This window comes from Streptomyces sp. NPDC104309 (assembly GCF_055584025.1).
This window is the reverse complement of record NZ_JBVJMV010000002.1, coordinates 132,904-156,707: the sequence shown is the minus strand read 5'-3', so window position 1 is coordinate 156,707 and position 23,804 is coordinate 132,904. Positions and strand designations below refer to the sequence as shown.

Here is a 23,804-nt window from a genome sequence, read left to right as displayed (position 1 = left end):
CCGGTCGGTCGGTCCGGCTGTGAACGGCCGGACCGGTTTCGCTCGTCGAGTTCGGCCGCCCGGCCTCGGGGCCGGGCGCCGACGACAACCCGAGCGGACGGACGGCCCGCAGGCCGAACCGGGCTGTCGGCCGTCCCACGACCGGCCCCGGCCCGCCTCACCCCGCGCCGCACGCCCCCACGCGCCGGCGGGCAGGGGCGGGTAGTCCGTGTAGCCCGTCGGCCCGCCCACGTACATCAGGTACGCGTCGGCGACCTCACCGTGGAGCGCGACCGCATCGACCGGCAGATCAGCGAGCTGCTGCGCTCCCGGGACGTACTGGACGACGTGATCGCCACGGCGGAAGGGCGTGTCGCCCAGGACGGCCGAGCCGACCGCTGACGACGCGGGAGGCGCCGCAACCGGCCCCGCCCCTCCCGGCGGGCCGGTGCGCCTCGCGGCCCCGGCGGCCCCTGCGTTCGCTCCTCCCGGTGGAGGCCGGTCGCCCCGGTGCGGGCGCCGAGGTGCGGGACGGGGGTCCCCCACCTACGGTGACCGGAAAGGGCCCACCCGGTCGCCCGGTCGCCGGGGAGGTCGGTCGCCGGGGAGGTCGGATCTCCCTTCGCGTCACCGCGCCGCTCCGGACCTGTCCCGCCGCGCCGGCAGAACGCCCCCTCAGCCTTGGAGACCCCGTGAATTCCTGCGCTCCGGCCACCGTCCACCACCGCACGGTGCGGATCGACGGACTCGACGTCTTCTACCGGGAGGCGGGCGACCCGGCGGCACCGACCGTCGTCCTGCTCCACGGCATGCCCACCAGCTCCTTCATGTTCCGCAACCTGATCCCGCTCCTGTCGGACCGCTATCACGTCGTGGCTCCCGACATGATCGGCTTCGGGTTCTCGTCGGCACCGGCTCCCGACGCCTTCGACTACACCTTCGACTCCCTGGCCGAGATGGAGCACCGGCTCCTCGACGAGCTGGGCATCAGGACGTTCTCCCTGTACGTCCAGGACTACGGCGCCCCCATGGGCTGGCGGCTCGCGCTGCGCGATCCCGACCGGATCACCGCGATCGTCAGCCAGAACGGAAACGCCTACGAGGAGGGCTTCGTCCCCTCCTTCTGGGATCCGCTGTGGACGTACGCACGGAACCCGGACGACGAGTCGCTGGCCGGGCCGCTGCGCCGCAGCCTGGACCTCGACATGATCCGCTGGCAGTACGTCCACGGGGTGGCGGACCCCGAGACGGTCAGTCCCGACACCTGGCACCACGACCACGCGATGGTCAACCGGCCGGGCAACCCCGAGATCCAGCTCAGGCTCTACGCCGACTACCCCTCCAACGCACGTCAGTACCCGGCGGTGCAGGAGTACTTCCGCACCAGCCAGGTGCCCCTGCTCGCCGTCTGGGGGCGCAACGACGAGATCTTCGGCCCGGCCGGCGCGGAGGCCTTCCGCCGCGACCTGCCGGCGGCCCGGGTGCATCTCCTGTCCGGCGGCCACTTCCTGCTGGAGAGCCGGCTGCACACCGTGGCCGACCTGATGCGCGGCTTCCTCGCCGGCGTCACCGAACCCGCCTGAGCATCCTGGTACCGGGCGGAGGAAACGGCGGAGAAACAGCGCAGGCGGCACGGACCGGACCCGCCCTTGCTGCCGCCGCTCCGGCGGGGGACACCGGACACCGTCCTCCCCGGCTGCCGCGGCCCCTCCCCCGCCGCCGCGGGAACGGCATGGGCCGACCGGTACCGGCACACGGTCAGTCCGGCAGCACGGGCAGCAGCTCCGGCAGGTGTCCGTCGGACGCGGCAGCCGCCGTCACCCGCTCCTCGGGGACCTCCCCGTACAGCGTCGTACGCGGCTTCGCCGGGCGGCCCGCGAGTTCCGCGATGGCGATCAGGTCCTGGACGGAGCGGTACGAGCCGTAACTCGACCCCGCCATCCGGGAGATGGTCTCCTCCATCAGCGTGCCGCCGAGGTCGTTGGCGCCCGAGCGCAGCATCTCGGCGGCGCCTTCCGTGCCGAGCTTCACCCAACTGGTCTGGATGTTGGTGATGTGCGGGTGGAGCAGCAGCCGGGCCATGGCGGTGACGGCCCGGTTGTCGCGGTCGGTCGGGCCGGGGCGGGCGATGCCGGCCAGGTAGACCGGGGCGTTGGTGTGGATGAACGGGAGGGTGACGAACTCCGTGAATCCGCCGGTCTCCTGCTGGAGTCGGGCCAGGGTCCTGAGGTGGCCGAGCCAGTGGCGGGGCTGGTCGACGTGGCCGTACATCATCGTCGACGAGGAGCGCAGGCCCACCTCGTGCGCGGTGCGGATGACCTCCAGCCAGGTCGCCGTCGGCAGCTTGCCCTTGGTGAGGACCCAGCGGACCTCGTCGTCCAGGATCTCGGCCGCCGTGCCGGGGATCGAGCCGAGCCCGGCCTCCTTCGCGGCGATCAGCCAGTCGCGGATGGACATGCCGGTGCGGGTCGCCCCGTTGACGACCTCCATCGGCGAGAAGGCGTGCACGTGCATGCCGGGGACGCGTTCCTTCACCGCCCGCGCGATGTCGAAGTACGCGGTGCCGGGGAGATCGGGATGGATGCCGCCCTGCATGCAGACCTCCACCGCGCCGACGTCCCACGCCTGGGCGGCGCGGTCGGCGACCTGGTCCAGGGAGAGGGTGTACGCGTCGGCGTCGGTGCGCCGCTGGGCGAAGGCGCAGAAGCGGCAGCCGGTGTAGCAGACGTTGGTGAAGTTGATGTTCCTGGTGACGATGTACGTGACGTCGTCACCGACCACGTCACGGCGCAGGGTGTCCGCGATCCGGCACAGCTCGTCGAGCGCCGGGCCGTCCGCGTGGAGCAGGGCGAGCGCCTGGTCGTCGGTGAGTTTCGTCGGGTCGTCGGCGGCCTGGCCGAGCGCCTGGCGCACATCGGCGTCGACGCGGGAGGGGACCATTCCGGGGGCGGCGGCCTCACGCAGCGCCTCCCAGTCCCCGTACACCTCGTCGAAGTCCTCGCGGCGGTCGCCGGTACGGCCCCGGGTGTCGATCGTGCGGTGCAGATCGGTGCGGCCGGTGGCGCCGAACTCCTCGTCGGGTTCCTGCCAGGGCAGGCCGACGGGGATCGCCCCTTCCTTCGCGAGGCCCGTCTCCGGGTCGGCGAGGGCGCGGACGTGCGGGAGCAGGCGGGGATCGAGCCAGGGCTCGCCACGCCGGATGAACTCCGGGTAGATGGTGAGACGTTCACGCAACGCGAAGCCCGACTCGGCGGTCCGCGCGGCAAGTTCGTCGATGTGCGGCCAAGGGCGTTCGGGGTTCACATGGTCGGGGGTGAGCGGGGAGACGCCGCCCCAGTCGTCGATGCCCGCGCCGATGAGCAGCGCGTACTCGGCGTCGACGAGGTTCGGCGGGGCCTGGATGCGGGCGGACGGACCGAGGACGTGCCGGGCGACGGCGACGGCCGCGGCCAGCTCCTCCAGTTCGGCGTCCGGCATGCCGCGCATCGCCGTGTCCGGCTTGGCGCGGAAGTTCTGGACGATGACCTCCTGGATGCCGTGGTAGGCGCGGGCGGTCCTGCGGAGCTCGAAGAGGGAGTCGGCGCGCTCCTCGTAGGACTCGCCGATCCCGATCAGGATGCCGGTCGTGAACGGGACGTTGGAGCGGCCCGCGTCCTCCAGCACCCGCAGGCGTACGGCGGGTTCCTTGTCCGGGGAGCCGTGGTGCGGGCCGCCCGGTTCGGACCACAGGCGGGTGGCGGTGGTCTCCAGCATCATGCCCATGGACGGGGCGACGGGCTTGAGGCGCTGGAGGTCGGTCCAGGTCAGCACGCCCGGGTTGAGGTGCGGGAGGAGACCGGTCTCCTCCAGGACCCGGATCGCCATGGCGCGTACGTACGCGAGGGTGTCGTCGTACCCCTCGGCCTCCAGCCACTCCCGCGCCTCGGGCCAGCGGTCCTCGGGCCGGTCGCCGAGCGTGAACAGGGCTTCCTTGCAGCCCAGGGCCGCGCCCTCGCGGGCGATGTCGAGCACCTCGTCGGGCGAGAGGAACATGCCGTGGCCCTCGCGGCGGAGCTTGCCGGGGACGGTGACGAAGGTGCAGTAGTGGCACTTGTCGCGGCAGAGCCGGGTCAGCGGGATGAAGACCTTGCGGGAGTACGTGATGACGCCCGGCCGGCCTGCGGCTTCGAGACCGGCGTCACGCACCCGGGCGGCCGAGGCGGCGAGATCCGTCAGGTCGTCGCCTCGCGCCTGGAGCAGAACGGCGGCCTCGGTCACATCGAGAGCGACACCGTCGCGGGCCCGCTTGAGGGCTCGCCGCATGGAATTGGTGGTCGGACGTCCGCGCTGAGGATCGGTCATAAAGCGAGCATACGAGCGGGGCCCGCGCCCCGGACCGGGGACTCCGCTGAGCAGGACGCCCGCACCGGAAGTGCCCGCGCGAGCAGCCCGCGCCAGGGCCTCCCGTTCGGATCATGCCGGCTGATCCAAACGAAAGACGCTGGTTCGGCCGGTCCTCGCGGAGCGACTGGACGCGGTACGCGCCACGGCGGCCGAGTACGGCATTCGGCACCCGTACGGGCCGGGCACCCCGCCACGGACGGGGCGCCCGGCCCGTACGCGTCATGACGCGGGAGGGAGGCGGGCCTGACCGGCCACATGGCGCGTGGACGACAAATGACATGCGCGCCGGCAGATCTCCCCGTACGGTGTTGCGTATGGGTTCCCTGTGACAGTCTCCGTGCGACCGCGTTGAGCTCGGCTCCGCCGTCGCACGTTCTCATCCGTGCTCCTGCCTCTCCTGCGCCGATGCCGCCTGCGCGGCAGGCCGTGAGGGGCCATGGCGTGTGCGGATGCGTCCAGCTGCCCGTTCCGATCGGCACCAGCCGAGAACAGGGGACTCCTCCATGCCCACCGCACAACTTTCCCTTCACAACATCACCCGCCGCTACGACGACCACATCGTGCTGAACGAAGTGTCCTTCACCGTCGCACCGGGCGAGAAGGCCGGCATCATCGGCGACAACGGGGCCGGGAAGTCCACCCTGTTGCGGCTCATCGCCGGACAGGACCGGCCCGACAACGGCGAGTTGACCGTGGTCTCGCCCGGTGGCGTCGGCCATCTCGCCCAGTCCCTGGCGCTGCCGCCCGAAGCCGATGTCCAGGATGCCGTGAACCTGGCCCTCGCCGAGGTGCGCGGCCTCGAAAGCCGGATGCGCCGCGCCGAGGCCGGGCTGAAGAACCTGGCCGGGGCGGAGCTCGCCGCAGCGCTCGACGCCTACGCCCGGCTGGTCGCCCGGTACGAGGCACGTGACGGGTACGAGGCGGATGCCCGGGTGGACATCGCACTGCACGGACTCGGTCTGCCGGGCCTGGCGCGCGGCAGGGCGCTCGGCACGCTGTCGGGCGGCGAACGCTCACGTCTCGCACTGGCCGCCACCTTGGCCTCCCGGCCCGAGCTGCTCCTGCTCGACGAGCCGACCAACGATCTGGACGACCGGGCCGTGAGCTGGCTGGAGGCGCGTCTGCGCGCCCATCGCGGCACGCTGCTCGCGGTCACCCACGACCGGGTCTTCCTGGAACGGGTCACCACCACGGTCCTGGAGGTCGATGAGGGCAAGGTGTCGCGTTACGGGAACGGCTACGACGACTACCTCGCCGCCAAGGCCGCAGAACGTCGGCGCCGGCTGCTGGAGTACGAGCACTGGTGCGCGGAGCTGGCCCATAACCAGAAGCTGGCCGCAACGAACGCGGCCCGTCTCGACGCCGTTCCGCGCAAGCTGCCGCTCGCCGTGTTCGGGCACGGCGGATTCCGTACCCGTGGCCGCGGGCACGGGGCGATGGTCCGTATCCGCAACGCCAAGGAGCGCGTCGAACGTCTCACCGGCAGCCCCGTCGCGCCGCCTCCCGACCCGCTCGTCCTCGCCGCCCGCATCGCCACCGCGGGCCCTCGGACATCGCAGGCGGCGGCCGAACTCACCGACGTCCGCGTCGGCGACCGGCTGCGCGTGCCGTCCCTGCGGATCAACGGCGAGGACCGGCTGCTGGTCACCGGACCCAACGGGGCCGGCAAGACGACACTCATGCGGGTCCTCGCGGGCGAACTGCGGCCCGACGACGGAACCGTGCGCACCACGGGCCGGGTCGGACACCTGCGGCAGGAGGAAACACCGTGGCCGCCCGGCCTGACAGTGCCACAGGCCTTCGCGCACAACAAGGCCGGGGACCTGGACGAGCACACCGACACCCTCCTCTCGCTCGGTCTGTTCCGCCCGGACGACCTGCGTCTGACGGTCGGCGAGCTGTCCTACGGGCAGCGGCGCCGCATCGAACTGGCCCGCCTGGTGAGCGATCCCGTCGACCTGCTGTTGCTCGACGAGCCCACGAACCATCTCTCCCCCGCCCTGGTCGAGGAACTGGAAGGCGCACTGGCCGGCTACCCGGGGGCAGTCGTCGTCGTCACCCACGACCGCCGCATGCGATCCCGCTTCACCGGCAACCACCTGGAGCTGGACGCAGGCCGCGTCACTCGGCACCGGTCACTCACGGCGACGGAGCAGGCCGCCCCCGCCCGGAGCCCGATCCACCCGCCGACTCGCCCCTGAGCACGCACGTTCCCCTGCCCGGGTGGCCCGGCCCGATCTTCGGCCGGGTCACCCCACCCGAATCCGTGCGGCCCGATAATCGCTGGATCCGGCCCGGGCGCATTGTTACGGTCGCCTCGACCACGGTGTCGACCGTCTCCGAGCCATGGGCGCCCGCCCTGGAAAGAAGTGATGTATGCCCCGGCCAGTAGTTCCGAGTTTCCCTCGTCGCGCCTTCATCCGCGCCGGGGCGATCGGAGCTGCGTGCATGCGCACGCCCGCGGCATCGCGCTGACCCGCGTGCCCTGACCGGTGCGCGTTTCCGCCTCGTCAGTACGTGATCGCGGCTGACGACTCACGCCTCTCCGACCCGTGCCCCCGAGGGCTGCTCGGTACTTCCCTGCTGCATTGCTCATCCTCTTCGGCAAGGAGAAAACCGGGTGTCCACCGACAACCCCCAACACCGTCCGACCAAGTCCCCCGCCCACGGCGCCAGCCCCTACCTGCGGGCCGACACTTTCACCTGCCTGTGGTGCGGGCTGACCGTCGCCACGCTCGCGCCCGACGGCAGCCGCCGCAACCACTGCCCCAGCTGCCTGCACTCGCAGCACTGCCTCGACCACATCGAGGGCGGCCCGTCCGACTGCGGGTCGCGCATGACCCCGATCTCCATCGCGGTGCTCCGCACCGGCGACTGGATGGTCATCCACCGTTGCACCCGCTGCGACGAGCTGACCTCGAACCCGATCTGCGGGGACGACAACCAGCTGATCCTGATGCGGATGGCCGTGCGACCGCTGGCCCAACCGCCCTTCCCTCTCGAAGCGTTCGGTGACCTGTGAGCCGTCGACGACGACCGAGGACAGGACGGAGGCCGCACCGTGCCACGACGTAAACCCCGCCGACCGGCCGCCCACCGCCCGCAGAGACGCAAGGACGTCCTCCACGGGCCGGGCGGCGCCCACGGCGACGCGTTCCGCTGCGTCGGCTGCCGACTCGACGTACCGCTGACCGCACCGGGCACCGCCCACCGCAACCACTGCCCGCACTGCCTGAACAGCCTCCACGTCGACCGGCGGATACCGGGCGACCGGGCCTCCGGCTGCCGGGGGCGGATGACGGCACTCAGTCTGTCCGTCCGGCAGGACGGGGAGTGGACGATCATCCACGAGTGCCTGACCTGCGGCGAGTTGAGCGCCAACCGCATCGCGGGGGACGACAACGCCCTCGCCCTGATGCGGATGGCGGTACGCCCGCTGTCGGACAGCTTCATTCCCGTGCGAGCACTGCTCACGTTGTGACACGGGACGTCCGGTCCTCACCGCGTGCGCGGCGGGGACCGGACGGCCGGGCGGGCGGAGGAAATCCTCGGCGTCAAGATCGAGGAACTGGACTTCACGGGGCGCCGTTGCGCGGTCAAGGCGAAGGGCGCCCGCAGCAAGGGCACGCTCACATGGATGTTCCTCAACCCCCAGGTGTACGCATCTACTGCGGCAGCGCTGGAAGGGCGGGGCGAGCGTGACGATCGAACCGGTGACCGAACTCGGGAGCGGGGGCGCGTTGCGGTTGCCGCGCGCCCGGGTGGTGCCGCTGTCCGCCCCGCCTGCGTCGTACGTCGCGGCGGTCGAGCGGTACCTCACGGCTAGCGTTGCTGGTGTGACTCGCCAGAGGATTTCTCAGACAGAGCCATCGCATCGGTTACGGCCCCAGCAGGCCTCCCTGCTCAAGTCGGCAGCCGTCGCGTTCGCTTCCACACTCATCGCCCTCACCGTCCAAGCGTCCCCGGCCCTTGCCGACGATCCGACGATCTGCGGCCACAAGGTCGGCGGCGAGATCCTGAAGAAATACCAGGAACTCGCCGAGAAGCTGGGCTGCCCGGTAACGGACGAGCTGACCAACTCCGACGGCCAGGGCAAACGCCAGCAGTTCGACGGCGGCACCATCTACTGGCACCCCACCCTCTCCCACGGCGCACACCCCGTGTGGGGGAAGATCGGCCAACTGTGGGCAGACTACGGTTGGGAGACCGGGGCGTTCGGATACCCGACGTCCGACGAACGCTGGGACAAGGAGTACCTGTCGTTCTACCAGCGCTTCTCGACCAACAACCTGACCCTCTTCTGGAGCGCCGGAAACGGCGTAGAGGGATGCAACGGGGAATGCGTCGGCTATTCCGGCACCACAGGAACCGACCTGTTCAAGGAAACCCGGGTCGAAATTCCCGTCGGAACCAAGAACGTCGTCGTCCGCGCGTTCCCCACGACAAGAGGCACCATCCAAGCCCGCGTGTCTCCCGCCGGAGCCTGGAAAGAGATGTGGAGCCTGGCACCCTACCCGCACGGGGTGACCAAAACGGAGAACAGCTCCCTGTACAAGCAGTTCGTCTGCCACACCGTCTACGACGTCCCCACAGGCGGAGGGGATGGGACGAGCGGCATCTCCTGGGACCTCGAATCCTGGCACGCTGACGTTTCCTGGGCGAGGGTTCTGAACCCTCTCCGTAACGACGCGTGCGATTGGAAGTGACCGGCTAGCGCAAGTGGGGCCGGACAGCCACGCTGTCCGGCCCCACCCCCGAGCGCACGTTTGCCGTGGCCTCGGAGGTGGGCCGCACGCCGCCCCGGTCGCGCAGTTCGCGCCGGGTGCCGTTGGTCAGCGTCTGACGATCCGGTCGAGGACGGTGGCGACGCCGGACTTGACCGCGTCGCAGTGGTGGAGGGGTTCCGCGGGCAGTTCGCTGGTGGGGCGCACGCCCCGGTCGGCGAGGATGTAGAGCAGGCGCAGGGTGCGCAGGCAGTTGCTGATGTGGGCGGGCACCGGCGTGCTGATGCGGTCGGCCCCGAAGCGGTCGGCGATCGGATCCAGCCAGCCGACGGCGTCGCGCTCGCTCAGGTCGGTGCGGGTGAGGACCCGGGCGATCGCCCGGGCCAGGCGGTCGTCCTCCATCTGGTCGTAGACGTGGTCGGTGGGCGCCGTCAGCCGAGCGGCGGCGAGGTCCAGCATCCGCACCGGCGCCACCTCGGGGTGGCGACCGAAGCCGGCAAGCAGGTCCGCGCCGTGCGCCACCGCGTGAAGCCAGCCGAGCGTCTCGTCGTGGCCGCGCAGATCCTGCTCCGCCGGGTACCAGTGCTCGAACGCGTCCACCCAGCCGGCCTTGAAGTCCCCCGCGGCCACCAGCATGTCGAGCACGAGGGGCGCGAAGGTGCGGGCCTCGACCCGCGGGTCGGTGAACCGGGTGGCCATCTCGTCCCCCAGCTCCAGCCGCCGGGACGTCCCGATCACCCCGCGGGCGATCCAGGTCGCGAGGACGGTGTAGGGCGCCCCGTCCCGGACCAGTGGATCGGGATCCGCCAGGGCACAGGACAGCTCGCGGACGAGGTCGTCCATGGGCCGGTCGGCGGGCACGGCACAGTCGGCGCCCTCGACGCTCTTCCAGCCGATCATGACGAGCAGAATAGGTCCTTGTCGTTGCCGCACGCCTGCGAATTATGTCCAGGTATCGTCTCAACCCGTCAACTGCCCGACCAAACTCAGCAGTTCTGGCGTCTGTATCACCCTGCCTGCCGAAGCCGGACAGGGACCGCGTCGGCTGACCGTCACGGGGTCGTGGCCAACTCGGCCCAGACCGTCTTGCCCACGCCCCGGTCCTTCACGCCCCACGACGTCGCCAGCACCCCGACAAGATGCAGGCCGAACCCCGATTCCGCGTCGGGCCGGGGAGGTTGCGGCTCGGGCCGCCGCTCGCCCCGCACGTCCGACACCTCGATACGGAGCGTGCCCGCGAAGGCGACGAGCCTCAGTTCGAAGTCCCGCCCCGCTACGCGCCCGTGCAACACCGCGTTGGCCGCCAGCTCGGCCACGACCACGGCGGCGTTGTCGGAGAGCTCGCTCCCGTACGGCACACCCCACTCGTCGAGTTGATGCACAGCGAGCCGACGGGCGAGCCGCGCCCCGCGGCGGGTTGCGCTGAACCGCTGGACGAACTCGGCGCCCACAAGGGTGATTTCGGCATTCATGTGACTCAGCGTGTCCGGTTACTCGTACGCTGACCAGGAGTGACACCACGACTCCGAGGAGCTGTACGGGCCCGCCCGGTCGGCTGTACGGGGGCGTCGGCCGTGACCGGACGGACAGAGGGCGGTACGGGGTAGATGGCGAACGCGGAACGCGAAGAACGACCGGAACGCCCGGCCGAGTCGGACGGCACGGCGCACCTGTTCAGGGCGCTGGGCAGACAGATCAAGGTGCTGCGCGAACGCGCGGGACTGAGCCAGAAGGATCTGGGGCTTGCAGCGCATTGCGGGGAGGACCTGATCTCCGCGATGGAGCGTGGCGTAAGGACGCCGCAAGTCGATTTCCTTGACCGGGCCGATGATCTGCTGGGGGCAGGAGGGGTACTACGGGCAGCGATCCCCGACGCACAGGAAGCACGGAACAAGGCGCGCACGCGACATCCGGAGTGGTACCGCAGCTACGCCAAGTTGGAGGCGGAGGCCGCACAGCTCTACGTCTACAACAACCAGTCCGTGCCTGGACTGCTCCAGACAGAGGCCTATGCACGTGCTCTCTTCACTCAATGGCGGCCGCTGCTGAGTGAAGACACCATCGAAAAGAGGGTGGCCGACCGGCTCGATCGCCAGGCAATCTTCGCCCCCTGGCCCTCGCCGACGTTCCACTTCATCCTGGACGAAAGCGTGCTGATGCGCCCCATCGGCGGACGGGACGTACATCGGGAGCAGTTGCGAAAGCTCCTGCACATCGGCCGTCTCCGGACAGTTGAACTTCAGCTGATGCCGCTGGACCGCACGGAACAGCCAAGCTTGGACGGCCCGTTCACCCTGGTCACGCCCAAAGGCCGACAGCAGGTGGCATACCTGGAGATCCACACGTACCCGCGGCTGATCACCGCAATGGAGGAAGTCCGCGTGCTGGCCGTCCGCTATGGAATTATCCAATCGGCGGCTCTCACCCCCCAGGAGTCCCTGACGCTGATCGAGAAGATGCTGGGAGAGCGATGAACACCGAGCAACTGCACTGGTTCAAGAGCAGCTACAGCGGCGGCGAAGGTGGAACCTGCATCGAGGTCGCCTACGACTGGCGCAAGTCCAGTTACAGCAGTGGTGGGGGCGGCGAGTGCATTGAGGTCGCCGCCTGCCCCACCACCGTCCACATCCGTGACTCCAAGAACACCCAGGGCCCCCACCTCGACGTCGCCCCCGCCACCTGGTCCGCCTTCGTCACGTACGCGCGGCAGGGCTGAGCCACCCGCGCGGCACCGGGTCGCGACAGCCGCGACCCGGTCCGCCTCGACCCGGCTGGCCGCGTCGAGGCGGCGCCCGACGTAAAAGGCTTTCAAGGCTTTGGGGAGAAGAAATTCCCCAACCCAACCCCACCCGGCCTCAGGAAGAGGCCCGTCACTCACACGGGTGAGGTTTGCCAACTGAGCTGGATTTCGCACCGGTTGGCTGGCATATGCTCGCCGCGACAACCACAGACATGCGTCGGCCCCCGTCCAGGACGGCAATCCTGACCGAGGGCCTGACCACCGAGGAAGTTAGGCCCTTCCCGATGGATACCCAGCAGATTAGCGCGCCCTCGCGTGCCCCGTCCCGCGTACCCGTGGACGCCACACCGACATCCGGTGTCATGCACATCAATTCCCGGCACACCAGCCGCTTCACCGTGGTCGGCAATCACCTGGCCCAGCACCGCGAGCTCTCCCTCCTCGCGATCGGGCTCTCCACCCACATCCAGTCACTGCCCGCCGGAGCGAAGATCGGCATCAAGACCCTTGCCGAACGCTTCCCGGAGAGCGAGGCCCGCATCGCCGCCGCGTTGCGCGAACTGGAAGCCCACTGCTACCTGCGGCGAACCCGCGAACGCCTCCCCGACGGCCGCGTCATCACCCGCACCTGCTCGTACAACCAGCCGGACAACTCCGCCCCGCACAAGCACCCGGCAGCACGGCCGCAGCCCCGGCCGGGACCGCGCCGCCCCGTTCGTGAGACTTCCGCACCCGAGCAGTCGCCCACACCCGCCGCACTCTCCACGCCCACAAGCCGCCGCGTACCGCAGCCCGCCTCACCCAGAGCTCAACGCGCGCCCCTCCCCTCACCCCGCACCCCCAGCACCCCGCTGCTCCGGACCGCCGCCGATCTCCTCGCCGATCTGCGCCGGGACGCCCCGCAGTTGCACCTCTCCCAACGCGACGTCGATGGCCTCAGCCCGGCCCTCGCCACCTGGCTCGAACGCGAGGCCACTCCCGAGACCATCCGCCGCGCCCTGACCACCGACCTCCCCGTGCCCCTCAAACACCCCGCGAGATTCCTCCGGCACCGCCTCACCGCACTCCTCCCGCCTCCTCTCCCCCTCACTCCTCTCCGCACTCCCGTACACCGGGTGACGCCCTTCCAGACCTGCGACGGCTGCGAGCGCGCCTTCCGCTCCCCTGGCCCAGGCCACTGCCGCGACTGCCGGGCCGACGCGCACCAAGGGGGCTGAGGCGCTCGGAGCGAGCGCCCGGGGGTCACGGGCGGGGTGTCGGCCAGTTCTGGGCGTCCGCCCACGCCGCGTACGAGGTCCAGGGGACGCCGGGGAACTGCGCCCGCAGGGCCTCCAGGTCCACCTGGTATCCGGTCTCCGTCAGGAATCTGTACATGGCGAACATGTCGGGGTTGATGGTGCGCAGGTCCTCCAGCGGGGTCTGCCGGAACGCGACCGTGCCGCCGGCGGCCCGGCCGATCTCCTCGGCCATCCGGACCGGTGTGGGATCGTCGCCCGCCACCTCGATCCGCTGCCCGGTCCAGCGGTCCGGATCGGCCACTACCGCGGCCACGACACGGCCCAGGTCCTGCCGGGCCACCTGCTGGAGCGGGGTGTCGCCGGGGAGCGGCATGGTGAGGAGGCCGGCGGCGACCTCGTCCAGGGCTCCCAGCGCGTTGTCGTAGAAGTAGGTCGGCGCCACCACCGTCGCCGGAAGCCCGGAGCCGGCGAGCAGTTCCTCGGTCCTGGCCTTGGTCTCGAAGTGCGGGACGCCGGTGCCGCGGTCCGCACTGGCGACGGAGGCCAGCACCAGATGCGGCAGTGCGGCGTCCGCGGCTGCCCGGACGATCGCCGCGCCCTGGGCCACCTCCGCGTCCAGACCGTCCTGGAACGGGGTGGTGACGGCGAACGCGGCCGTCGTGCCCCGGAACGCCTCGGCGAGCGAGGCCGCGTCGAACAGGTCCCCGGGGACCACTTCCGCTCCGGCCACCGCCAGCGCCTTGGCCCGTCCGCTGCCGGGGTCGCGCACCACGGCGCGCACACCGAGCCCCGCCTCCAGCAGGGCGGCGGCCACCGCGCCACCCTGGCCTCCGGTCGCTCCGAGTACTGCGATGGACATGGGTTCTCCCTGATCGAGGGGCATGCGTCCATGCTTACCAGCGGTGGCCGGACCTGCCACCGGGGCCCCGGAAACCGCACGGCCGACGAACCGCGCCTCCCCGCCCCATCCCCATCGTCCTCGCGCCGTCGCCGACCGTCGGCCGGTCCCTATCCTGTCCGGATGACCACGATGGCTGCTCCTCCCCTTGAACTCGTCATATTCGACTGCGACGGCGTGCTCGTCGACAGCGAAAAGATCGCCGTACGCGTCCAGGTCCAAGTGGGTGCCGAACTGGGGTGGGCGCTGACGGAGGACGAGGTCGTCGAGAAGTTCGTGGGCCGGTCCAACGCGTCCATCGGCGAACTGATCGACGCCCGCCTGCCCGGCCGGTCCGCCGCGTGGCAGCAACGTTTCGAGGAGCTCCACCGCGCCGCCATGGACACCGAGCTCGTCGCGGTCGACGGCATCCACGAGGCGCTGGCCGCCCTCACGCTCCCCAGCTGCGTGGCGTCGAGCGGCAGCCACGACAAGATGCGGCACACCCTCGGCCACACGCAGCTCTACTCCCACTTCGAGGGCCGGATCTTCAGCGCCAGTGAGGTCGCGCACGGCAAGCCCGCCCCCGATCTCTTCCTCCACGCGGCCCGGCGGATGGGGGTCGAGCCGTCCGCCTGCGTCGTCGTCGAGGACAGCAAGTACGGCGTCCAGGCCGCCCGTTCGGCGGGGATGCGGTCTCTGGGTTACGCGGGCGGCCTCACCCCGGCGCACTGGCTGGAGGGCCCGGACACCGTGGTCTTCGACGACATGCGCAAGCTGCCGGTGCTGCTGTCCGGACTCTGCCCCTCACTCTGACCGGCGGCGGCACGCGAAAGGGCCGGGCACCCCACTCCCAGTGAGGGGCGCGGCCCTTTTGATCACACTGCCGATGTCAGCGGGCGACCACCTTGGTCGCCTGGCTGGTGGCGGAACCACTGGCGTGGCCGGTGCGGCGGGCGGTCACCTTCACGGTGATCTTCTTGCCGCGCTGGGCGGACTTGAGCGTCAGCGAGGACTTGGTCGCGCCGGAGATCGCCTTGCCGTTCGCGTACCACTGGTAGGCGTACGAGGCCGGAGCGGGCGTCCAGGTGCCGTGGGCGGCCTTGAGGGTGCGGCCCACCTTCGCGGTGCCGGAGATCGTGGGCTGCTTGGTCGCCTTGGGCGCGCTGCCCGTGGCGATCTTCACCGGGGCGGTGGTCGCGGAGCCGTCGGCGTGGCCGGTGCGACGAGCCGTGACGGTGACCGTGATCTTCTTGCCGAGCAGCGACGCCGGGGCGGTGTACGTGGACGCGGTCGCGCCCTTGATCGCCTTGCCGTCCGCCTTCCACTGGTAGGCGCACGAGGTGGCGGACGGTGTCCAACTGCCCGACGCGGCGGTCAGCTTGGCGCCCACCTTCGCGGTTCCGGTGATCTTCGGGACGGTCGTCGCCTTGGGAGCCGCCCCCTGGGAGGGCGTGACCGCCGCCGAGGTGGCCTGGACGTCCGGGGTGCCGGTGCGACGGGCCGTGACGGTGACGGTGACCTTCGTGCCGAGCAGCGTCGCGGGGACGGTGTACGTGGACGCGGTCGCGCCGGACACCGCCTTGCCGTCGGCGTTCCACTGGTAGGCGTACGAGGCCGGGGCGGGCGTCCAGGTGCCGGTGGAGGCGGTGAGCCGCTCACCCACCTTCGCGGTACCGGTGATGGCCGGGGGCGCGCTGTTCCTCAGCAGGGCCGCGGTGACGGTGAAACTGCCGCGCTGGTACCCCCACCCGTTGTGGGTGTTGACGCCGACGTTCCAGGTGCCGACGGCGGCCCCGGTCAGGTCGAGGACGGCCGTCAAGGTCCTCCGGTCCGCCGAAACCGCGGTGGTGGTCGAAGTGATCTGCTTGCCGTTGAGCGACAGCACGACCTCGTCGTCCTTGTGCAGGGACGTGCCGCTCAGCTGAACCGTCGCCTTCGTGCCGCTGACCCCGGTGGCCGGGGCGATCTCCCCGATGGTCACCTGCTCCGTACCGCAGAGGACGGACGTACAGACCGCCTCGGCCTTGTACGAGGTCTTCGACGCCTTCTCCGGCAGCGAGAGGACGAGGACGCTCGGGGTGGTCTCCTTGGTGTACGGCTCGCGCACGGCGCAGTCGTAGCCGGTCGGGATGAAGCGCATGCAGCCGTTGTCGAGGCTCGGGCCGTACAGCGCGGGGACCGCCGTCTCGGTGGCGCCCGTCGTGTCGCTGATCTTCATTTCGAAGTAGTCGCGGTACCCGGTGGGCAGCGCGGCGCAGACAGCGGTGTGCTGCTCGTCGAGGGTGCCGGTGACCGGGCCGTATCCGAAGGCGACGTTCGGGACCTTCTCGCACTCGGCGGCCGGTCCTTCCGCGCCGGCGATGCGCAGGGCGTCGAAGCGGTACGAGTCGGCGGCCTTCAGGCCCGTCCGGACGGTGACGAGGACCTGGTAGTGGGTGGAACCGGTGACGGCGCACGCCTGATTCTTGTTGCACAGAGCGGTGCCGTCGGCGCCGTACACCACCACGTTCGCGGTGCCGAGCGCGTCACGGACGTCCATGTGCAGGATGTCCTTGGCGTCGGCGGTGGTGACCTGACGGCAGCGCAGCTCGCCGGGGGCCCCCATCGCGCCCCCGGTGGACGGGCCGCCGACCTTCGTCGCCGGGTTCGGGGTACAGCCCTTCGCGGTCGCGGTGACGTCGCGGCGGGTCAGGGTGTACTCGGCGGCGGTGTCACGGCCGGTGACGAGCACGGTGTGGGCCACGCCGGGGGCCAGTTCACAGGTCGTCCAGGCGGAGAGGGACGAGTAGACGGAGCAGACCTGCTTGCCGTGGGGGTCCAGGACGGTGAAGGCGGCGGTGGACGTGGTGCCGGGTGCCGCCTGGAGCTGAAGGTTCTCCCGGGCACTGTGGTCGGCCGGGATGGTCAGGCAGTGCGAGAAGACGCCGTCGCCGGTGGAGAACCGGGCCGCCGGGCTCTTCGCGGTGAAGTCCCCCGCCGGAATGGCGGGACAGTCGCTCGCCGCGTCGGTGCGGTGCAGGGCGAGAGCGTAGGGGCCGGTCGGCTCCGACGAGTCGTCGGTGGAGACCAGGGCACGGAACGGGGCCTTGCCGGTGAGTGCGCACGTACCCGCCGAGAGGTCGGTCCAGTCACACCGCTGTATACCGTCGGCGTCCACGACGGTCACTTCGGGGCGCGGCCCGGACCCGTTGAGGTTCTTCAGCACGGCCAGACGGGCGTCCGCGGGAAGCGGCAGGGACAGGCAGTCGATCTCACCGGCCGCTGCGAACGCGGAACGGTACAGGCCGAGTTCGACGGGCTCGCAGCCGGTGGTGGCGGAGCCGTCGAGGATGAGGGTCGGGTGGTCGGTGAAAACGGTGTAGTCACCGGCGGCGGGAAGTTCGCAGCCGTTCCAGGTGGTGCAGACGGTCTTGCCGTCCCGGTCGTACACAGCGAGCACCGAACGGGCGCCGCCGTGGACGGCGTACGTGTTGTAGCGTCCGGCGGCCGGGGCGGTGAAGGTCTTGCAGCCGCTGGCCGGGACCGCGATCGTGGGTGCGGAGTTGTATCCGTTCAAGGGGACGTGGGTGCAGCCGGCCGGGTCGGAGATGCGCCGGACGGTGAGGGTGTACTCGGCGGGGAAGCCGTGTTCAGCCTCCCTGACCTGGGAGAGCACCCGGTACGGGCCGTCGCCGGGAAGTACGCAGCCGTCGTTGTCGTCCTCGTTGAAGTGCGGGCAGATCCGGGCACCGGTCTCGTCGGTGATCCAGGACAGGCTCTCGCCGTACACGGTCGTCTCGATGGTGTCGGTGATCCGCTCACCCGGCTTGCCCGCGAACGGCTGGCACTGGATCGCGTTCGCCCCGGCCGCCGAGGCGACGACGGGTGCGGTGTCCCAGGCGGTGCTGATCTCCGGGGCGCAGCCCTTGGTGGAGCCGAGGGGAACGACGGCGACCGTGGGCGTGCTCGGCTCGGGCCAGTTGTTCACCAGTTGAAGCGTGAAGGCGCCCGCATGGGGCAACTCGCACCAGCCGGGACCCCATTCGCGGTCGTAGCAGTTGATCTCCACCTCGCCGTCGAAGACCTGGGCGTACGTGCTCCCGGCGGTGCCACCGATGAGCACGACCTTGTGCAGGCCGGGCGCCTCGGCCGTGAAGGTGAGGCAGGCCGTCTCGTCCGCGGGGATGGTCACGGTGCCTTCCGCCGAAGCGGCTTCACCGAAGGCGGAGAGCGGCAGAACGGAACAGTCCTGGTCGGCCGGAGCGGCTGCCGCTACCGCGGGGGCCGCCCCGGCGTACGCCTGGGCGGCGGTCGCGGGGATCAGCAACGAGAGCAGGACAGACAGGGCGAGCAACAAGGCGGTGTACGCCCCGGATCTCGCGGCCGTACATGGATGATGGTGGCTGGGCATTCCGTTCCCCCCGGACCGGTGAAGTGAAGGATTTCCGCCGGGACTTCGCGAACGGCTCACGAACGCGGTACGGCCCGGGGCGCAAGCAACATGTGCGCGAATTGTAAAGAACGCACATGATAATCGCACGCACGCCCATCGAACAGGCCTACGTTCCGGGCAGCCGACGCGCGCCCGGGGAAGCACCCCGCCACCGGCCGCGAACGGCAGGCCACCGCCTCGTCACCGGACCGACGAGCGGCCCGCCTCAGCGGGTCGAGTGCGCGACTCCGTCGATATCCGGCACCTGCCCGGTGATATGGCGTGCCGCGGAGGGTGCGAGGAAAGCGATCGTGCCCACGATGTTCGAGAGCAAGTCGGCGCGGCCCGTCGCGGCGGCGGCCACGAGTTGCTCGCGCCGCTCGTCCGCGAGGTGGCCCCGACCGTACCCGTCTCAAACAGGAAGCGGCCTGCTGACTCCGCCCCACCCCGCTTCATCCCGCCGCTCCCGCACCCGCACCAACAGCGAAGGGACCATCTACCAACGCAAGGACGGATGACGGGAGCCGCTGGATACGCGCTCGCCCCGGCAACACCCACAAGCGCGTCCCCTCTACGGCACCATCCGACGCGCTGACCGAACTCAGCGCGCTCACCGAGAAGATCGGCACCAACAACCGCGACCTCCCCATCGCAACGGCCGACGGACCACGCTCCTCCACAAGGCCGGCCTACGCCACATCCGCTTCCACGACCTCCGGCACTCGACGGCCACCCTGCTCATGGAACGTGGCGTCGAACTTGTCGTGATCAAAAAACTCCGCGGCCACGCCCACATCGGAGTCACCGCCACCGTCTGACGCCCCCGTGCGACTCCGCCTCCAGCGCCAGGCCATAGACACCCTCGGCACCGCCCTCAGCCCGACGGACAATGACCCCGACGACCCGCCCTTCGCAGCCGTCGTCCGCTGACGTTGCCGTCACCATTGCCGTCAAACAGCCCAAGTGCCCCGCCGGAATCAATCCGGCGGGGCACTTGGTTGCTGAAATGCGCGACCTTTCGCAAATCTTTACGAGGCTAAGAGGGCGAGGTTGAAAGGAGTTCCCTCATCTGAACAAGGAAGGGCATGCCCTCTCGTTCGGCGCGCATTGCAACATCACGGAAAGCAAGCTTCTCGTCAGACTCACCAGTGTCAGCCAGGAGGGCAATATCACGCACTTGCTGCCCATAGTGAGCCATCAGCCTGTCCCACGATACAACGCCTTCGGCGCCTGACCGTTCAGCTTCTCCCTCCGCCCAAACCATATCGACCTCTAGAGCGCCGATAGCGGCATTGAAGGCACCGCTTCGAGAGTCTTCGAGGTAGGCGCGCAACGCGAGCGTTACGGCAGTAATTGACTCCACAGTCAAAGCTTCCGCGAGACTAAAACTCTCAGCCGCGTCGATCGACTCGAGGTCTGACTCTGCACCTCTGATCGCAGCCTCAACTCTGGGAGCAAGCTCGACGACAGACGCGCCCGGCCTGGCTCGCAGAACTCGCCACGCTCCTACCAAGCCGTCGTGAACCAATCCGTATCCTTCCAGCTCAGCATGGACCTCACTGTATGCCTGGTAGACAGGAAGAGTCCGATGGGCTGCGGACAGAGAGAGCGCGAACACTCGCTTCAACGCCAGCTCGCCGCATGCCGACTCGATCCGGCCAATCTCTTCCTTGGTGAGCATTTGCACCCCTTCGATGCCCCCACGATTGAGAGTTACCTTACGCCGGGCGGAAGCCACAGAGCGGTCCTGGGGCTGACAAGTGTCGCGCCCTGGTTTGTCAGGAACTGAGAACAAGCGAGACAGAAAGGCCTATTCGTTGCAATCCCGCCAGGATTAAGATCTAGGTGCTAAGCCGCAGTTACTAGCTTCACTTCAGCGTGTGCACCATTACTCATCGATATAGCCAACTCCCCGGCATCAAGAGAATCAGCCCGTTGAATCAGAGTGAGGTTACTCCTCGCTCCAACAGCAGACAGATCAATAGCTCCACCGACCCCATCAGCGTGCAGCACCCCGGTAGTCCTGTACCGCTGACCGCCTGACGGAATCAGAGAATGCAAGTCGTCGGCCCTATCGGTCAGATGACCTAGGTCCGCTGCCACAATTGTGAACGAGTACCGGCGTGGCGCCTGCCAGCACATAGTACGTGTGCTACGCGAACCCCTCGACCTGCTTTTTCGCAGGTCAAGTGCGGTCTACTGGTCCGGTGAGTGCGTGGGTGTCCGTGGTTGTGCGGGGTCGTTGCCGTCAGCTACTGCCGTCAGTCGGTTCAGCCCAGGTAGGGCCTTTCGCGCTGTTCCAGGAAGTGCTGGAGCCTGAGCTGTTGGGTGTGGTGCATCGGCAACCGCTCGGTCTCTTCCGGCGGCACGAACCGGAGCTCGGTGGACTCGTCGGAGATCTCCAACTGACCGCCGGTGATCCGGGCGGTGAAGCAGACGTTGAACTGGCGGCGGACCTCGCCGTCGGTGTAGGCGATGATGTGTTTCGGGTCGGTGTAGGTGCCGACCAGGCCGGTGATCTCGACGTCGAGGCCGGTCTCTTCCTTGACTTCGCGGACGGCCGTGCCGGGCAGGGAGTCGGTGAGGTCCATGCCGCCGCCGGGGAGCGCCCACAGGTCGTTGTCGCGGCGGCGCTGGAGGAGGATGCGCCCGTGGTCGTCGGTGACGACGGCGGAGGTGGCGACGACCACGCTGTTCGGCTCGGGTGCGTTCGGGTCGTCGTAGTACTCGGTTCGCGCCACGGTCAGCCTTCCTCTCGTACGGGGGTTGCCGTCGCCCACACCGCGTCGAAGCTCTCGGCGTAGGTGTCGAACATGCCGCTCTCCTGGTATCGGCGAAGATGCCACACGGGGGCGGCGTAGGCGTTGACGCCCCAAACGTGTGCGTTGACGAGTTGCTGGTCGTCGGCACGGTAGAGGGAGTTGTAGAGCGTGGTGCCGTGGGTGCGGACTTCGATGCCGGGGGTGCCGACGAGTGGCCTGTAGTGCATGAGCGCGAGGCGGCAGCGGGATTCGATGCCGTGGCCGAACCGCTCCTCCTTGCCCCGGGCTTGGACGTTGTCGCTGTCGGCGTCCCCGATCGCGATGCGGACGGTGCAGCCTTCGGCGGCGCGTTCGGTGAGGAGTTCGTTCAGCCGCGGGTACGCCTCGTGGAGGAAGACGGCCGCGTATACGAGGAGGTCGATCCGTTCCCGGGCCTGGGTCAAGAGGTCGGTGAACGTCGAGACAGGGATGTCGGCCCGCTGCTCGTAGAGCGCGACCAGTTCGGGGCTGATGGCGCGGGCGGGGCGGGCTTGGCGGAGTGCCGGCCAGAGTGCGTGCACGTCTTCTCCCAGGGTTTTGGCCGCCTGCAGGGCTGTGGCACGACGTGGGATACGCCCGAGATTCACCCAGCGCTCGACCGACTTGGGGTCGACCTCGACCTGCTGAGCGAGTGCGGCGTGCGTCCAGCCTCCCGCCGCCATGACGGCTCGTAGTCTCTCGTTCGGCACGGGTCTCCCCCTTCGTCTCAGGACGACACTAGGGACGTTCTACACGGTGCAGGACGTCCCGAAGTGGGGTTTGGTGGAGGTTCCTCCGTCCCGGTGACCGGCGTGAGGATCGGTGCCGACCCTGCGGCAACCAACAGGCCCAGGGGCACGCATCAACGCCGCCGAGGAGCGTCAACGTGCGAAAGTGCGCCACCCCATGTGTTCCCGCCCTGCGACCGGATGCCCGGTCGCGCGCCGCCTCGCCGGGGTGGTCACGATGACGGCCCCCACCCCTGATGCCGACGGGCACACCGTCTCGCCCGATGCCGGCGCCCTGGTGGTCGACCGACGGAGCGGCAAGGTGGGCGTGGTGATGGGGCATGTGGGGCCGTACGTGCAGCTTCGGCCACCGCGCGGTGGCCAGGAGTGGGACGTGCCGCCCGAGGACGTACGGACGCCGACTCCGACGGAGGAACTGAGCGCGAAGGTGGCCGTGGCCAACCGGCGGTGGGGACGGTGACCCCTCGCTCGGTCCTGCGCTACGAGACCTGGACGCTCCAGCCCAACCGCGAGCCGGACGCGGAGCCGGTCCTGTACGCGATGCAGTGCGCCGTGGACGGAGAAACCTCACCGACAAGCGAGGACTTCGCCGAACCGCAGGACTGGGTACTGCGGCACTGCGGCCAGAACCCGTCCCACCACACCTACCGGGAGATCATCACCCGCCCCTGGCGGACCTGGCGCCAGACGTGACCCGCCTCGCTCGCCCAGGCGCCGCACCGCGCTGACCCACCCGACTCCCGCCCCTGCCGGGCGCAGCCGATCGAGGCTCCCCCGCACTCGTCAGCCCCGGCAGGGACGGGCCCTCACGTGCGTGCCGTGCCCATGACTGTGGGGGTTCTGGCCTCTGCCACAGAAGGTCAGCCACGACGGTGGGCGCGCCGACCGACCACCCGCCACGTGTGCCTCGCTCAACCCCGCACCGGCATCAGCCCAGTTATCTCCATCGTCACGGCCCCCAGCCAGGCAGCAAGCATGGGCGTCCGGGAGCGCGAGCCCGCCGGGCGGCCTCTCAGGTGCCCGGCCAGCCTGCTGCTGAGCGGTCGGACCGGGGCTTCCGATTGGTGGTTCGGCTTACGCTCGCGGCGGCCCGCGCCAGCGGGACGCCCTTGATCAAGTAAAGAAACTCTGAACAGCTCTGCTCAGGACGCACGGAGGGCGACTCGTGCCCTGCTGCTGCGTCCGGCCGGGGTCAGCGTCGGCGCTTGCCTTCGGCCAGGCGGTCGAGGAGGCGCTGGGCCTTGGCGGAGTTCTCCTCGGGCGTGTAGTTGCCGCTCAGGCGCTTGCGCTGTTCCATGACCGCTCGCATGACGTCGCGGTGAATGGTCGCGGCTTCGAACTCGGCGCTGGCCTTCGCGAACCGCTCCTCGGCGACCTCCAGTTCGGCGGCCACCTCATCGTCGGTCTTGCCGCTGAGCCGTACGGCTTCCTCGTCCGCGGGCCCGGCGCTGAGCCGCCATCTCCTCCAACGACTCGTTGTAGCGCTTGAGGAACTGATCGCGCGGGCTGAGCCGGCGGACGAACACACCCCGGCCCTGGACGGAGTAGATCAGCACCTCGTCGTCCTGCGCGCCACGATCCACGACGGCGAGCTGCGCCCGGGCGAGCGGCTCCCCTCCGCGCGCCTTGGCGGTCTGTTTGATGCGCTGCTTCGCCTGGCCCTGCTGCTGCCTGGCGTACTGGACTTCGCCCGCTGCCTTGTTCGTACCATGGCTGACCTTTTCGGTGTCGGGTTCCTGGTCGGCGCAGATGAACGCCGGCTTGCCGACCGCGCAAGGAGCCAGACCAGTGGGATCGGCCTGCGTCGGTACGGCGCCGGGCCGCCGAGGCTCTTCACGCCGGGGGCGGCCGCACACGCGGTCGGGGTGCCCTTGGTGAGGTCGCTGTCCTTCCGGCGACCCCGGTGGCCGGGGTCAGCTT

The 23,804-nt window shown here is 69.8% G+C and carries 21 protein-coding genes and 2 pseudogenes; 13 read left to right on the top strand and 10 right to left on the bottom strand.

What is annotated here, in order from left to right:
• Positions 1 to 671 precede the first annotated feature (671 nt).
• Positions 672 to 1,562 (top strand): alpha/beta fold hydrolase, encoded by an 891-nt coding sequence (locus ACZ68L_RS02465; RefSeq protein WP_469573546.1) that lies wholly within the window; start codon positions 672 to 674, stop codon positions 1,560 to 1,562.
• A gap of 175 nt (positions 1,563 to 1,737) precedes the next feature.
• On the opposite strand, the gene ACZ68L_RS02460 is transcribed toward ACZ68L_RS02465, so the two are convergent.
• The gene (locus ACZ68L_RS02460; protein WP_469573544.1) at positions 1,738 to 4,320 is read right to left on the bottom strand and encodes a bifunctional FO biosynthesis protein CofGH; all 2,583 of its coding nucleotides are present in this window, start codon (positions 4,318 to 4,320) and stop codon (positions 1,738 to 1,740) included.
• 545 nt (positions 4,321 to 4,865) lie between these two features.
• On the opposite strand from ACZ68L_RS02460, the gene ACZ68L_RS02455 reads away from it, so the two are divergent.
• From ACZ68L_RS02455 to ACZ68L_RS02435, 5 genes and pseudogenes are all read left to right on the top strand, one after another.
• A complete protein-coding gene (locus ACZ68L_RS02455; protein ID WP_469573542.1) occupies positions 4,866 to 6,563 on the top strand; it encodes a TlrC/CarA/OleB/SrmB family ABC-F type ribosomal protection protein in 1,698 nt (565 codons plus the stop codon).
• Between the two features lie 419 nt (positions 6,564 to 6,982).
• A complete protein-coding gene (locus tag ACZ68L_RS02450; RefSeq protein ID WP_469573540.1) occupies positions 6,983 to 7,384 on the top strand; it encodes an RNHCP domain-containing protein in 402 nt (133 codons plus the stop codon).
• 39 nt (positions 7,385 to 7,423) lie between these two features.
• Positions 7,424 to 7,843, top strand: a complete 420-nt coding sequence (locus ACZ68L_RS02445; protein ID WP_469573538.1) for an RNHCP domain-containing protein — start codon at positions 7,424 to 7,426, stop codon at positions 7,841 to 7,843.
• A gap of 42 nt (positions 7,844 to 7,885) precedes the next feature.
• Positions 7,886 to 7,984: pseudogene (locus ACZ68L_RS02440) on the top strand (site-specific integrase); the annotation flags it as partial.
• 76 nt (positions 7,985 to 8,060) lie between these two features.
• Positions 8,061 to 9,068 carry a hypothetical protein gene (locus ACZ68L_RS02435; RefSeq protein WP_469573537.1) on the top strand — a complete coding sequence of 336 codons (1,008 nt, stop codon included), beginning with the start codon at positions 8,061 to 8,063 and terminating at the stop codon, positions 9,066 to 9,068.
• 126 nt (positions 9,069 to 9,194) lie between these two features.
• Here the strand turns inward: ACZ68L_RS02435 and ACZ68L_RS02430 are convergent, their stop codons facing one another.
• Positions 9,195 to 9,986 carry a DUF2785 domain-containing protein gene (locus tag ACZ68L_RS02430; RefSeq protein ID WP_469573535.1) on the bottom strand — a complete coding sequence of 264 codons (792 nt, stop codon included), beginning with the start codon at positions 9,984 to 9,986 and terminating at the stop codon, positions 9,195 to 9,197.
• A 152-nt stretch (positions 9,987 to 10,138) separates the two neighbouring features.
• A complete protein-coding gene (locus ACZ68L_RS02425; protein ID WP_469573534.1) occupies positions 10,139 to 10,558 on the bottom strand; it encodes an ATP-binding protein in 420 nt (139 codons plus the stop codon).
• 135 nt (positions 10,559 to 10,693) lie between these two features.
• On the opposite strand from ACZ68L_RS02425, the gene ACZ68L_RS02420 reads away from it, so the two are divergent.
• The 3 genes from ACZ68L_RS02420 to ACZ68L_RS02410 all read left to right on the top strand — a co-directional run bounded on the left by ACZ68L_RS02420 (position 10,694) and on the right by ACZ68L_RS02410 (position 13,043).
• Positions 10,694 to 11,560, top strand: a complete 867-nt coding sequence (locus ACZ68L_RS02420) for a helix-turn-helix domain-containing protein (RefSeq protein ID WP_469573532.1) — start codon at positions 10,694 to 10,696, stop codon at positions 11,558 to 11,560.
• Positions 11,557 to 11,802: a DUF397 domain-containing protein gene (locus tag ACZ68L_RS02415; protein WP_469573531.1), complete on the top strand. Its 246-nt coding sequence runs from the start codon at positions 11,557 to 11,559 to the stop codon at positions 11,800 to 11,802. Before ACZ68L_RS02420 ends, ACZ68L_RS02415 begins: the two co-directional genes overlap by 4 nt.
• A 308-nt stretch (positions 11,803 to 12,110) precedes the next feature.
• A complete protein-coding gene (locus ACZ68L_RS02410; protein WP_469573530.1) occupies positions 12,111 to 13,043 on the top strand; it encodes a helix-turn-helix domain-containing protein in 933 nt (310 codons plus the stop codon).
• A gap of 25 nt (positions 13,044 to 13,068) precedes the next feature.
• On the opposite strand, the gene ACZ68L_RS02405 is transcribed toward ACZ68L_RS02410, so the two are convergent.
• Positions 13,069 to 13,923, bottom strand: a complete 855-nt coding sequence (locus tag ACZ68L_RS02405; RefSeq protein ID WP_469573528.1) for an NmrA family NAD(P)-binding protein — start codon at positions 13,921 to 13,923, stop codon at positions 13,069 to 13,071.
• 171 nt (positions 13,924 to 14,094) lie between these two features.
• On the opposite strand from ACZ68L_RS02405, the gene ACZ68L_RS02400 reads away from it, so the two are divergent.
• Complete coding sequence (locus tag ACZ68L_RS02400; RefSeq protein WP_469573991.1) at positions 14,095 to 14,757, top strand: HAD family hydrolase; 663 nt, start codon at positions 14,095 to 14,097, stop codon at positions 14,755 to 14,757.
• A 76-nt stretch (positions 14,758 to 14,833) separates the two neighbouring features.
• Here ACZ68L_RS02400 and ACZ68L_RS02395 read toward each other — a convergent pair whose 3' ends face one another.
• A complete protein-coding gene (locus ACZ68L_RS02395; protein ID WP_469573526.1) occupies positions 14,834 to 18,334 on the bottom strand; it encodes a hypothetical protein in 3,501 nt (1,166 codons plus the stop codon).
• 686 nt (positions 18,335 to 19,020) lie between these two features.
• Here ACZ68L_RS02395 and ACZ68L_RS02390 point away from each other — a divergent pair.
• Positions 19,021 to 19,285 (top strand): annotated as a pseudogene (locus tag ACZ68L_RS02390) (tyrosine-type recombinase/integrase); the annotation flags it as partial.
• A 106-nt stretch (positions 19,286 to 19,391) separates the two neighbouring features.
• Here the strand turns inward: ACZ68L_RS02390 and ACZ68L_RS02385 are convergent.
• The 3 genes from ACZ68L_RS02385 to ACZ68L_RS02375 all read right to left on the bottom strand — a co-directional run bounded on the left by ACZ68L_RS02385 (position 19,392) and on the right by ACZ68L_RS02375 (position 21,818).
• On the bottom strand, positions 19,392 to 20,036 hold the full coding sequence (locus ACZ68L_RS02385) for a hypothetical protein (RefSeq protein ID WP_469573525.1): 645 nt from the start codon (positions 20,034 to 20,036) through the stop codon (positions 19,392 to 19,394).
• Positions 20,037 to 20,625: 589 nt separating this feature from the next.
• Positions 20,626 to 21,096, bottom strand: coding sequence for an NUDIX domain-containing protein (locus tag ACZ68L_RS02380; protein ID WP_469573523.1), 471 nt, complete (start codon positions 21,094 to 21,096; stop codon positions 20,626 to 20,628).
• A 2-nt stretch (positions 21,097 to 21,098) separates the two neighbouring features.
• Positions 21,099 to 21,818, bottom strand: coding sequence for an XRE family transcriptional regulator (locus ACZ68L_RS02375; RefSeq protein ID WP_469573989.1), 720 nt, complete (start codon positions 21,816 to 21,818; stop codon positions 21,099 to 21,101).
• A 274-nt stretch (positions 21,819 to 22,092) separates the two neighbouring features.
• Here ACZ68L_RS02375 and ACZ68L_RS02370 point away from each other — a divergent pair, with 274 nt between their 5' ends.
• Together ACZ68L_RS02370 and ACZ68L_RS02365 are read left to right on the top strand one after the other, a co-directional pair.
• Positions 22,093 to 22,344, top strand: a complete 252-nt coding sequence (locus ACZ68L_RS02370) for a hypothetical protein (RefSeq protein ID WP_469573988.1) — start codon at positions 22,093 to 22,095, stop codon at positions 22,342 to 22,344.
• On the top strand, positions 22,332 to 22,577 hold the full coding sequence (locus ACZ68L_RS02365) for a DUF7848 domain-containing protein (protein ID WP_469573521.1): 246 nt from the start codon (positions 22,332 to 22,334) through the stop codon (positions 22,575 to 22,577). The genes ACZ68L_RS02370 and ACZ68L_RS02365 overlap by 13 nt, the downstream gene beginning before the upstream one ends.
• 499 nt (positions 22,578 to 23,076) lie before the next feature.
• Here the strand turns inward: ACZ68L_RS02365 and ACZ68L_RS02360 are convergent, their stop codons facing one another.
• A complete protein-coding gene (locus ACZ68L_RS02360) occupies positions 23,077 to 23,277 on the bottom strand; it encodes a hypothetical protein (protein WP_469573519.1) in 201 nt (66 codons plus the stop codon).
• A gap of 1 nt (position 23,278) precedes the next feature.
• Positions 23,279 to 23,740 carry a hypothetical protein gene (locus ACZ68L_RS02355; protein ID WP_469573517.1) on the bottom strand — a complete coding sequence of 154 codons (462 nt, stop codon included), beginning with the start codon at positions 23,738 to 23,740 and terminating at the stop codon, positions 23,279 to 23,281.
• Between the last annotated feature and the right edge of the window lie 64 nt (positions 23,741 to 23,804).

Excerpts from the sequence above, each read along its gene's own strand:
- ACZ68L_RS02415 (WP_469573531.1), top strand. The coding sequence starts at position 11,557 with ATGAACACCGAGCAACTGCACTGGTTCAAGAGCAGCTACAGCGGCGGC.
- ACZ68L_RS02375 (WP_469573989.1), bottom strand. The coding sequence starts at position 21,818 with ATGGCGGCGGGAGGCTGGACGCACGCCGCACTCGCTCAGCAGGTCGAG.
- ACZ68L_RS02460 (WP_469573544.1), bottom strand. The coding sequence starts at position 4,320 with ATGACCGATCCTCAGCGCGGACGTCCGACCACCAATTCCATGCGGCGA.
- ACZ68L_RS02455 (WP_469573542.1), top strand. The coding sequence starts at position 4,866 with ATGCCCACCGCACAACTTTCCCTTCACAACATCACCCGCCGCTACGAC.
- ACZ68L_RS02410 (WP_469573530.1), top strand. The coding sequence starts at position 12,111 with ATGGATACCCAGCAGATTAGCGCGCCCTCGCGTGCCCCGTCCCGCGTA.
- ACZ68L_RS02430 (WP_469573535.1), bottom strand. The coding sequence starts at position 9,986 with ATGATCGGCTGGAAGAGCGTCGAGGGCGCCGACTGTGCCGTGCCCGCC.
- ACZ68L_RS02395 (WP_469573526.1), bottom strand. The coding sequence starts at position 18,334 with ATGCCCAGCCACCATCATCCATGTACGGCCGCGAGATCCGGGGCGTAC.
- ACZ68L_RS02405 (WP_469573528.1), bottom strand. The coding sequence starts at position 13,923 with ATGTCCATCGCAGTACTCGGAGCGACCGGAGGCCAGGGTGGCGCGGTG.
- ACZ68L_RS02420 (WP_469573532.1), top strand. The coding sequence starts at position 10,694 with ATGGCGAACGCGGAACGCGAAGAACGACCGGAACGCCCGGCCGAGTCG.
- ACZ68L_RS02385 (WP_469573525.1), bottom strand. The coding sequence starts at position 20,036 with ATGCTCACCAAGGAAGAGATTGGCCGGATCGAGTCGGCATGCGGCGAG.
- ACZ68L_RS02400 (WP_469573991.1), top strand. The coding sequence starts at position 14,095 with ATGGCTGCTCCTCCCCTTGAACTCGTCATATTCGACTGCGACGGCGTG.
- ACZ68L_RS02425 (WP_469573534.1), bottom strand. The coding sequence starts at position 10,558 with ATGAATGCCGAAATCACCCTTGTGGGCGCCGAGTTCGTCCAGCGGTTC.